We start from the raw sequence: 10,784 nt of genomic DNA, 5'->3' as shown, positions 1-10,784 counted from the left end.
CCATTTACCTCAAGAAACCTAACCTATTTCATATTTTCTATAAATTGAAATATTTTGTTGAGATTTTCCGGATCAGAAAACACATCACGATTTGCTTCAACTGCCAATTCTTTTGACTTTACTAAATCATTGTCCAGCATGCTGATGTACTTTTTATACTTTCGAACCGCAGTTTTCGATATATATTTCAACCTTAGAAAATGTTTCCTGAGTAGTAATTCGCTATCGTCTCCCAAAGCATCCACCAACCCCCACGAGTAGGCTTGCTGTGCCGAGATGGGTTGTGTCATCAAAGACATATAATGGGCTTTCTGTAATCCTATTTTTCTTTTTAAGAAAGGCAATACACATGCCGGAAAAAGTCCAAACAGTAATTCAGACAAACTGAACTGAGCATTTGAATCTGCAATAACAATATCGCTTGCAGCAACAAAACCCACTCCTCCGGCATTGGCTTTTCCTCTGACATGAGATACTGTAATATATGGGCCTGTCGCCAACTTAAGCCATAAATTATACAGGGGCTCCGGGTCCTGTTCAAACTGTTCTCCCTGTTTCATAGTTTCATAGATGACCTCAAAATCAGCACCAAAGCAAAAGTATTCAGGAGATCCTTCCAGAATCAAAACAGTCACAGATTCTTCACACATTTCCGCAACTTGGAGTACTTCATCAACCAAGCGGTTGGTTATGGCATTTTTGGCCTCGAGTCGATTAAATTTTAGAAAGCAAAAAGTATCCTGAAAACGTACATCAATAGTCTCAAAATTCATTAGATCCACCTATATTCACGATGAAATTCGTGAATTCCTTCCAAATATAATTTTGGAGTATCCTTAACTGAATCAATAATGCCTGGAAGTAAATCAAAATCAGATTTGCAGTTTCTTGTTCCAAACTTAACTGCACCACTTCCCCTTAGCAATATTTCATACTCATCCATAGACAACTTATAGCGTTGATCCAGTCTCTTACCTATATCAAATTGACGCTGAATTTGCTGTCCCCTTGCTGTAACAACCCCACTGTAGAACTCCGAACAACAACCTGAGCCGTATGAATAGCAACCTATCCTTTTGGGCGTATCAAAATTCCCCAAATCAATAGTGCTTGCAAGGGATAAGAATACCGTAGCCCCCATAATATTGCCAACTCTTTGACAATAAACCATACCCGGCATAACTCGACGGATGAAATCTTCTTCGATTTCGGCCGGCTTTGCATGCTTCATTTTTCTCATCATTGTGCGGTGCGCACCTTTTACCATTCCCCCAAAAGGAGTGTGGAATGCGAGATAATGGAAGGTTTCACCGTAATCTGCACCTTTAACTCTTTTCTGATATTCCAAGAACGTCTGCTCACAGCAATCCAAATATGAGGTTAAAGACAAGTCTGAATCGCCGGCTTCACTATCAGGCACAGGACGGCAAGTATCCATAACCTCATATCCGTAGTAACCATTTGCTCCCACATCTACCCTGTAGACATAAGGAGTCTCACTTATCAATAAAGCCACTGCCCCTGCCCCGGCACTGGGTTCTACAAATGACCAGTCCATTGATAAAGCCTCACCTTCATCCACTATCAGAAACCTTGAAATATCAGTAGCAATTACTAAAGCCTTTGCTCCCGGTGAAGTTTGAGACAATATAAAGTTTACAGCCATCTGCAAACCTGCAGTCCCGGAATAACATGCATTCTTCAATTCAAATAATCTGCAATTGCGATTAAGGCCAAGATACTGATGGATATAAGTGCTGATAGATTTTCCAAAGTCAATCCCCGATTCTGAACAGGTAATAAGCAACTCAATCCTATTTTTCTCATCCTCTGTCATCCTATCAACAATCGGCTTTGCTGCATTTACGCCAAAGGTAATAGGGTCTTCATAAGGCAGTGCGACAGTCTTTTCCTTCATTAATAGGTTTTCAAACCTAGCTGTATCTAATTTGCGGTGCTCTGCCAATTGCATTACATCCAGATAAGCTGTTCCGCCAAATACATTTAAAGCCTCAATTCCAACTGGTACCATATTCCCACTCCTATCAATTACTTGTTTTCTATTCCTCATACCCCAATCGTGTCAATAATTCCTCAGCTTGTTCAATATTCATTAATCCAGACTGAACTTTCATCAATATTTCATCTGCCGACAGATGAAGTACCGGATTTGGTGTCTGTCCCATTTTCTCGATTTCCTTTTGCAGAAATGTTGAAAACTCAAGTATATTTGGATAATCATAAACCTTAGTTGCCTTGATGGAAGTTCCGTATTGCTGATTAATGAGCCCAACCCAATTTACTCCAGTGATAGAATCTAACCCCATATCTACAAACTTCTCGCTCACATCAATCTGATTCTCATCAATATTCAACACATCAGCCAAACAAGCCGCCAAAGAAGCTTGAAGAGCTTCAATATCAACAGAGATTGCTTTCTGGCTTTCCAATACTTCTCCTGATGTTTCACTCTCCGGCTGCGTATACATAGCTTCTTCCTTCACAGGATTTTGCAGCGAGGTATATGTTGATTTATCTGGTGTAGTAAAGGAATTATCTTTCCCGGAAACAATCAAATCATTTTTATAAAGTTCCTTTTCCAAATATTTTGCAAACTCTTTTATGCTGGGATAATCATAAATTTTTGTTGCCCTAATGGTAATTCCATATTTTTGTCCTATTGCCTGCACCCAGTTAACTCCAGTGATTGAGTCAACACCCATATCAATAAATTTCTCATGGGGATCAATATCACCCTGACTCAAATTCAGTACTTCAGCAAGACTCTCCAACAAATATTCTTCTAATGCTTGTCCAGATATTATCTTCTTTTTATCCGATTCCGCGGATAATGCGCTTTCTGCCTCAGAATGCTTTGATTCCTCTGCCGAAACTTTTATATCAAGATGGTTTCCCACATCTTTCACATATACTTTTTCCATATCCGGCGATAAATTAATTAATGAAATCCCTTTCGGTTTCTCAAGGGTTTTAGTAAAAAATTCAGTTTCCGTCCCTATTTCTAGTGGATTTACAATCTGCCTTTCCACTGTTTTTACTGAAGCCTGTTTGAAATCTACTTCCTCCTTTATACTATTTTGGGAAAGTTCAACAGGATTGATGTCAAACTTTTTGCTCTTGCCCTTTGGCACCCAGTATTTTTCCTTAGCAAAAGGATACGTCGGAAGACTCATTCGGGTTGGCTTTTCATTGACATACAGCTTATCCCAGTCTACCCACAAGCCTCTGACCCAAATTTCTAAAAGCTTGGTATATTTTCTGTTATGAAGCCATTTGTCAATGGTTTCCTGAAACTCATCATCTGAAGAAAAAATTGATAGCAAATCTTTATTCCGCTTTGTTTGTCCATAATATAAATCAGATATTTTTTCTTTGTTTTCAAGAAAACCCTTTAATTTATCTTTGAGTTCCTGAATTGAACTTACTATAACACCTAACCTCTCATCAAAAGCCTCACGTCCTATTTGCAGCGTATATGCCAAATCCCTCAAATCGGCATCTGTCAGATTATTTTTGCTTATATGTGAAAGCAATAGCTCTACGTACTCTCTTAAGCGAGCTTCATTTTTTGCTGAAATAACTATCGCAACAGAATTTTGATTACTAGCAGTTGTCCTTACAGTCTTACGAGGAATATATTCTTCTAGGACAATATGTACATTTACACCACCAAATCCAAAAGAACTTACACCTGCACGCCGAGGAATGTCATTACCACTTTCATCCTTACAAGTCTCCCAGTTCTTTGCCTCCTGTACGATGTAGAACGGACTATCCTCTAACTTGATATACGGATTGACAGTCTCACAATGAAGGCTCTTAACTAAAGTCTTATGCTTTAATTGCAATAACACCTTAATTACTCCTGCAATACCTGATGAAAGCTCCAAATGTCCGATGTTCGTTTTTACCGAACCCAATCCGCAATGTCTTTCTTCTATGTGAGAAATTCCATAGTCCTGATACAGTTCTTTAAAAGCCGCCTTAAGGGCATTGATTTCAATTGGATCACCAAGTTCAGTCCCTGTGCCATGGGCTTCTATATATGTAATCGTCCTAGGATCAAAGCCTACCTTTTTATAAGCTGTGACAAGTAAATCAGCTTGTGCCTTAGGATTAGGTGAAGTTAATGAATTGGCATGTCCCCCGTGATTTTCTGCACTTCCTCTGATTAGACCATAAATATGGTCTCCGTCTTTCTCTGCTTCACTGAGTCTTTTTAACAAAAGCATTCCAACGCCTTCACCACGTACATAACCGTTTGCTTTGTCTGAGAAAGTCTTGCATCTCCCATCTTCGCAAAGCATTCCGGCTTTGTTGAAGCTGATATGGAAATCTGGATTAACGAGGGTGTTGACTCCGCCAACAATTGCCATATCACAGGTACCATCCCTCATTGCTGATATGGCTCTATTTATTGCAACTAGTGAACTTGAACATGCCGTTTCAATCGCTTCACTAGGTCCGTGTAAATTCAGAAAATAGCTCATCCGATTGGGACCTATAGAGGGAACAATACCGGTAGCAGAATAACCTTCAATAGAAGTATCTTCATAAGAGAAAAGCCTACTATAACCTGTGTCTGCAGTTCCCACAAAGATACCAGTTTTGGTTCCCGAAAGTTTCTTTGCTGAATATCCTGCATCTTCAATAGTTTTCCAAACGTGCATCATCAAAAGCCTTTGCTGTGGATCCATAAATTCAGCTTCACGCGGGGATATACCAAAGAAAAGTGGATCAAATTGGTCTACTCCGTCAATGAATCCGCCCCATTTAATATTGGACTTATTGCGTTCCTTAACAGGATCTCCATACAGTTTTTTCCAATCCCATCTTAATGAAGGTACTTCACTGATACAATCCCTTCCAGCCTTCAAGTTTTCCCAAAACTCTTCCAAATCCTTTGCCATAGGGAAGCTGCCACTCATTCCCACAACTGCAATAGGCTCTTGTTCAAAATCCTTAGCTGCTACCTTATTTGTAGTATGCTTCACAAATCTTGAATTGTTTCTTTTTTTAGCCGCCATATTAATTGTCGTAGGTACTGTTTCCTCATCGACCTTTTCTTCTTTTGCTTTCAAATCCTGCTGTTGCGTCATGTATGTAAAGTTTGATGGGAATTCCTTAATAAGATAATCACAAAGGCTATTCACTGTTGAATACTCAAAAAATAGTGTAGGATTTATATCCAACTCATATTCCTGATTCAACCGATTAGCAAATTCGGTCCATGTAATTGAATCAAAGCCATAGTCATTCAAATCCGAATTATTATCAATATCTTTTTCTTGCACCTTCAAAACCTTACATACAATCTGGACTAAACCTTCACTTAGCTTTTTATGTACGCTTTCGCTTTCATTATTGTTTCTATTCGCAGAATTAGTCATCGTTTTTGGGAATACATCGGAAGTCTCGTCACTTGAAATAAGCTTTTGTCTCATACGCTTCAATAAACCCTCCACAACCATAACTTGGACTTCACCGGAGGAAATACACCGGTAAAGTGCATTAATTCCTGTAGAAGTCAGCATTGGAGTTATTCCCAACCTGCTCATCATCAACTTTTCAGACTCTTCATCCACCTTCATTCCGCCATTTTCCCACAATGGCCAATTGATTGATAAAGTCTTACCAGATCTTTGGTCTAAATCTACCAATATTTCACGATATTCCGCATAAGCATCAAGAAAAGCATTAGCTGCCGAATAATCTGCCTGTCCCGGATTTCCCACCACCGCTGCACCGGATGAAAATATGATGAAAAAGTCCAGTGCAACATCCTTAGTTGATAAATCCAAATTTACTACTCCGGCAACCTTCGGAGCCAGCACTTCCCAAAACTCTTCTTTAGGCTTTTTAACAATAAAATTGTCCTTTACAATACCTGCACTATGGATAATTCCGTTAATAGTACCGTAGGTATCTAACATTTCCTTCACAAGAATTGAAACAGCTACCTTGTCCGATACATCCACTTGCTTGTAAATTATCTTGTTTCCGTTTATTTCCAATCCTTTTAATCTTCCACTCTTTTCCGATGTCAAGGTGGATCTTCCGGTTAAAACAAGAACGGCTCCTTTAACTTTTTGCACTATTTCTTCGGCGAAAATCAATCCCAAACCGCCTGCACCACCGGAAATCAAGTAAACTCCATTGTCTTTCCAGGGGATTTCCTTGTCATCAACTTTATCAATTTCACTCCAATTACAAACAAGACATCTGTCTCCAACATATCTAATGCGGCTATATTTAGATATTTTGCTGCTATCCTCAAGCTTTTCAATCAGTGCATCAGTCTCTTCCTGTGGGTTCAGTTCAAGAATCTGCCCAACCAGATTTGGATTTTCCAGGGTAGCAGTCTTTAAAAGCCCGGAAAGCCCAGAAAATATTTGCTTCTCACCACAATTGGGTATTATGATTTGGATAAGTAATTTATCCAATGGTTTTTCAAGCAAAATACTCTGAATATTTTCAAAAACTTTCATGGAAAAATCCGTAAACGCCGTTGCTGCATCCTCAAAATTATCGCTAAAAGTAAAACATCTCACCCCATTAATTTTTTGCTTAATTGATTTTTTTGCTGAATCAAAAGGCGCACACAGCATCACAATCCGTTTTTTAAAGGATACCTCATCCAAGCATGCAGTTTTTTCAACCCACTTCGGTTTAAGAAGCATACTGCCGTGAGTTTTATCAATGTTTAAGCCCGAAGCATTCATTTCAATTGCCTTGGTAGAAAGCCCTTTAATACTTACACAAAGCATCCCCTGCATGTCGTATAAATCGATGTTTAGCTTTCTTAGTTGTTTTTCTTCTTTGTTGCTGTCTGCATATTTTATAAGAGCTCTCATCTTATTAGTGCAGCTCTTTAATATCCTCACTTCATCCAGTGCAAACGGTACTAAAGAAGTAAAGTTACCGTTTCTGAGAATGAGGCCTATGGAAGCTTGAAGCGCCGAATCTGTTATTCCGGGGTGCAGCATGTACTCATTCACAAAACCGAAAAGCTCAGGAGCCAAGGATAATTTACCCACTACCTGACCATCACCCACCAATAATTCTTCAATTCCATTATGGCTTGGTCCATACTCAAAGCCTACGTCTTTAAAGGCTTCATAACATTGTGCACCACTTACAGTCATCTCCTTACATTTAGCTTCTACAGATGCAATGTCTATAGAAGGTTCTTCTCCCGTTTGCTGTTCCAGCAGTACATATCCCTGACTGTATACAATAAGCTCTTTGCCATCTTCCTCTAAATCTTGATATATTTCAAAGCTAATTTCTTCATTTTCGCCAGGATAAAGCCCAATATTCACTGTTACAGGCTGCTCAACAACTACCGGTCTTATCCAAACAACATCTTTTATCCGCATTTCAGTTCCAATCAGTTTGTCGGCTCCCACAGACAGTTTTACCGCTTCTCTGACCATTTCAAGATGAGCTACACCCGGTAAATGTTTTTGGCCATTAATCATATGGTCTAAAAGAAATATTTCATCACCTGTAAAGGTTGTGCTGAAACGCTGTTCAGAAAAGTCCGAGGTATTCTTCTGCAATAACGGATGTAACCACTCAGTCGCCTTTTTGTTGCCTAATATATTTTTGGCTTCGCTGTCAACAATGGGTATCCAGTAGTGTTCATTGGCAAAAGGGTATGTGGGCAAACTAATTTTTCTAGGTTTTCCTTCACCGTATAAAAGCTCCCAATTTACTGATTCTCCATTAATCCATAGCTCTGCCATTTCTTTCAGTCTTTGCTTTAATGTAATGAGATTCTTCGCAGTTATTGGAGTAAGCCCTTTATCTGACTTTTCCTTTTTGGACTTTTTGTTCTTTATTTCTCCGAACCAACAGTCTTCGGGTAAATCATTTCCAGTGATAAAAGCTTTAATCTTTTCCTTGAGTTCAAAAATACTGCTGGACAAAAATGCCACACGTACTTCCATTGCTTCTCTTCCGGTTTGAAATGTATACGCAAGCTGCCGTAAAGATAACTCCTTTACAGTAATAAAATCCAGCAACTTTTTTGCATACTCCAGAAGTCTATCTTTATTTTTGGCAGATAAGGGTACTAATACCAGATTTTCCTGGTTATCTGCTTCTATGCTATCCCTTGTATGAAAATCATCAGAGATATACTCCTCCAAGATTAAATGTACATTGGAGCCTGAAGCACCGAAAGAGCTTAAGCCGGCGCGTCTTTTTACAGGAATCTCTTTGCCGTTAGTTACAATTGTTGGAGTTTTCCATTCTTCTGTTTTCCTCTGAACATAGAATGGGGATTTTTCAAAATCAATATATGAATTTAACTTTTCGGAATGCAGGGATTTTACCAGAGTTTTGTAATAAAGCTGTAATACAACTTTTTGAAGCCCAATCACTCCTGCAGCAGACTCTGCATGTCCGATATTACTCTTCACCGAACCGATTGAACAATATTGATGATCCGATGTATAGTTCTTATAGGCTCTTACAAGTCCTTCAATTTCTATAGGATCGCCTAATGATGTCCCTGTTCCATGCGCCTCAACATAACTGATAGTTCTCGGGTCAATTCCTGTTTTTTTCAGACAGGCATCAATTACTTCGCCCTGAGCAACAGGGCTCGGTACAGTAATGCCGCTGACAGTTCCCACATGGTTTATGGCACTGCCCTTTATCACCGCATAGATATGGTCATTGTCCTCAATGGCTTTTTTTAGAGGTTTCAGCAATATGGCTGCTACGCCATCGGCAGATACATATCCGTCTCCCCCTTCACCAAAGGCACGGCAGCGACCTTCGCTGGATTGCATATCCATCATGCCATATGTCATATATTTGTTTGGATGCAATGATAAATTAACTCCTCCTGCGATTGCTACTTCGCATTCATCGTGATTTATGCTTTCCATTGCCAGATGAACAGCAGTCAAGGATGAGGAACATACTGTATCAACTGCTATACTGGGGCCATTAAAATTGCAAAAATACGATACTCGGTTGGCAATTTGTGCATGACTGAAGGATACAGGAAGTACTTGTCCTTTTAAGACCGCATCTGACTCGATCATAGTGTAATCCTTATGCATTACTCCTACGAACACTCCAACATCTCTTCTATTGTTTGCGCCCTTGGGTATAACAAGGTTTTTGGGAGTGTACCCCGAATCTTCTATTGTTTCCCAGCAAACCTCCAAAAACAACCGTTCTTGAGGATCCATGGTTTCAGCGTCCCTTGGAGATACCCTAAAAAATTTTGCATCAAAACGATCAGGTTCTTTAATAAAGCCACCCCATTTTGACATGCTTTTTCCTGAATTCGATTTTAATCCGTCAAGGCAATGGTAATCCCATCTGGATTTTGGAATTTCAGTGATGCAATCTCTTCCGTTGAAAAGATTTTCCCAAAACTCCTGGATATTTTCTGCTTGAGGATACCTCCCAGACATACCTATAACTGCAATATCCTGTATTTGAGATCCTTTTATTTCTTCGCATTCCTTAAGTTCTTCTTGGAAAATCGGCTTTTTTTCTATTTTAGCCGTTACACTATTATTGTTTAGTTCTTCATCATTGGCTTCATTGGAATGAATAAAGTGAGAACCGTATCTTTCTACAAGATATTCACTAAGCTCTTTAATGGTTGTGTATTCAAATAACAATGTAGGTGGCAGTATTTCATCCACTTTTTCTTCAATTGAACTCACAATTCTTAATAAGCCCGGTGAATCTAAACCCATCTCATAATATCCGGCTTGAGTATCGATACAATCTGCTGATACTTCCAATTGTTCTGCCATCAGTTGCTTTAAAAAAGATTCTATATCATTTATAACATCGTCCTCTGAATTATTGCCGGATTCTGAAAATATATTTTCAGAATCCTCCATTTCTAATTTATCCTGTTTTAGCTGCTCATATTCCATGTTGGAATTAATCAAATTGGCACTACGTACTAATTTATTAGCAAAGTTTTTTAGCTCGCCAACTTTATTACCGTCCTCATTGAAAAACTCTATTGTCATGTAGAGAAGGTCTTTTTTACGTTGCAAGGACTCTTTTTTAATTCTCGTCAGGCATCGTTTCTGCAATAATTCGGCTGCATAGAAAGACTCATAATAAAGGGGCAAAAACAGTCGATGCTCTTCTTCTACAATTTTAGAAAACATCGTCATTGAGCCTACTGCACTTCCATCAATAAGAACTGGATGAAACATGGCATCATCTGCATCTACAGAAGCTTCCTGTCCTGCTGAAATATCCATAAGGATATCCTGTTCCGTCGCATATACAGTGCCATCAGCTTTCATATACCCATAATGAACTAGTTCCTGCAGTCGGCATTTTCCATATACTTCCTCCAAACTCCAATGCTTTACGGATTGTGCTTTTAACTCACAAAAATCTATTTTTTCGCCGTCATATGTCTTCGGAATAATTCGGTGCATTTCAGCATGCACATATAACTTCTTTTCTGAAATGGATCCGTCATCCTTCTTCTTACTCCCGTAAATATCTATGCTCCATAAATCGGTTTTTGCTTCTGTACAACGGATATCCAACAAAATACTATATCCGCATTCAACGGTCATAGGGTAATAGATAGAGAGATTCCTTAATTCAAGCTCCTTAAAGTTGAATCCTCTTTCCCTGAAAATCTGGTAAAGCATATCAATATATGCCAATCCAGGAAGCAACTCCTGACCATATGCTTTGTGATTTTTTAAAACCGGATGCTCCATATCCAATAATAATTGTTCTCGCACTCTCATCCC

3 protein-coding genes are annotated in these 10,784 nt (G+C 39.0%); all 3 read right to left on the bottom strand.

Translation table 11 applies throughout. The annotated features are described in order from the left end of the window. Positions 1 to 23 precede the first annotated feature (23 nt). The 3 genes from K412_RS21175 to K412_RS0118735 are packed head-to-tail and all read right to left on the bottom strand — an operon-like array spanning position 24 to position 10,775. Positions 24 to 773 carry an enoyl-CoA hydratase/isomerase gene (locus K412_RS21175; protein ID WP_034848345.1) on the bottom strand — a complete coding sequence of 250 codons (750 nt, stop codon included), beginning with the start codon at positions 771 to 773 and terminating at the stop codon, positions 24 to 26. Then, on the bottom strand, positions 773 to 2,032 hold the full coding sequence (locus K412_RS0118740) for a hydroxymethylglutaryl-CoA synthase family protein (RefSeq protein ID WP_024834510.1): 1,260 nt from the start codon (positions 2,030 to 2,032) through the stop codon (positions 773 to 775). Before K412_RS0118740 ends, K412_RS21175 begins: the two co-directional genes overlap by 1 nt. A gap of 28 nt (positions 2,033 to 2,060) precedes the next feature. Further along, positions 2,061 to 10,775 (bottom strand): SDR family NAD(P)-dependent oxidoreductase, encoded by an 8,715-nt coding sequence (locus tag K412_RS0118735; protein WP_024834509.1) that lies wholly within the window; start codon positions 10,773 to 10,775, stop codon positions 2,061 to 2,063. Positions 10,776 to 10,784: the final 9 nt, after the last annotated feature.

It is taken from the genome of Ruminiclostridium josui JCM 17888, assembly GCF_000526495.1.
Taxonomy (GTDB): domain Bacteria; phylum Bacillota; class Clostridia; order Acetivibrionales; family DSM-1351; genus Ruminiclostridium; species Ruminiclostridium josui.
The sequence above is the reverse complement of the archived record's forward strand: the minus strand, read 5'-3'. Positions and strand labels throughout refer to the sequence as shown.